The organism is Kitasatospora sp. NPDC007106, assembly GCF_040634455.1.
Classification (GTDB): domain Bacteria; phylum Actinomycetota; class Actinomycetes; order Streptomycetales; family Streptomycetaceae; genus Kitasatospora; species Kitasatospora arboriphila.
In genome coordinates, this window is sequence record NZ_JBEYFP010001436.1 from 1 (window position 1) to 1,076 (window position 1,076).

At 75.0% G+C, this 1,076-nt stretch carries 1 protein-coding gene; it reads right to left on the reverse strand.

Annotated features, from left to right (window positions below):
* Nucleotides 1–1,076 (reverse strand): DUF4190 domain-containing protein (locus tag ABZ641_RS39090; protein ID WP_359989478.1); only part of this gene is annotated, 1,076 nt, incomplete at both ends.

The window sequence follows — 1,076 nt, forward strand, 5'->3', positions numbered from 1 at the left end:
GCCAGGCCCAGCGCGGCCCGGACGGCCGCCGGGCGCTCGAAGCCCAGCAGCCCCTCGGCCGCGTCGAGTTCGCGCTCCAGCACCTTCGGGTCGGTGGCCGCCCCGGCCACCTGCAGGTGCGGCAGCGCCTGCTTCAGCTCGTCCTTGAGCGCGCCGACCGGAGCGGCGGCCAGCCCGCCCCAGCTGCGCCGGCCCAGGTCGTCGACCTCCCCGCCGACCGCGGTGGAGAGCTTCTTCGCCCACTCCCGGTAGGCGGCCGGGTCGGCGGCGGGCTTCGCCTGCGGCTGCTCGTCGTACGCCCGGTCGACCCGGTGCTCGGCGCGGAGGTAGGCCATCTGCTCGTCGTTCAGCCCCGTGCGGTCCTGGCGCACCGTGCCCGTGGCCACCGAGCTGCTGTCGGTCAGGAAGCAGGTGGCGTAGTGGTCGCCGTCCAGCGCCCAGGTCGCCGCGTCCGGGTAGAAGAAGTGGATCTCCATGTCCTCCGGGACGGCCCAGCTGTCCGGCGCGTAGTCGAACAGCGTCTCGGCGCAGCCCTTCTTGGCGTCGGCGACGACGCCGTCCTTGCCGGGGTAGGCGGCGGCGGTGAAGTGCGGGGTGGCGTACACCTCGCCGTAGTGCGGCTCGGAGCAGTCCACCGTCTCGACGTCCGTGAGGTCCTCGCCCTTGCCGCTGCCGAGCTTGACGAAGCACTCCCCGGCGGTGAGGTCGAAGACCCCGGTGGTGGCCGTCCGGTCGGAGCCGTTCTCGTCCCGGAAGGGAGCGGTGCCCAGCGGGCCGCGGTCGTCGAGGACCACGCCCAGCACCATCAGCACGGCCAGCACGACGGCCCAGAAGCCGCCGAGCACGACACCGGCGATCGCCAGCCCGCGGCCGCGCTCGTTGCGCGCCCTGACGGTGCGCAGGGCGGCCACGCCGAAGGCGATCGCGCCGACCCACATGCAGCAGGCGATGCCGAGGACGCCCAGCACGAACGAGGTGATCGCGTAGCCGTTCCAGGCGGTCGGCGGGCCGAGCGGCGGCTGCTGCCAGCCGTACGGGCCCGCGCCGGCCCCCCAGGCGCCGCCGCCCCACGGGGC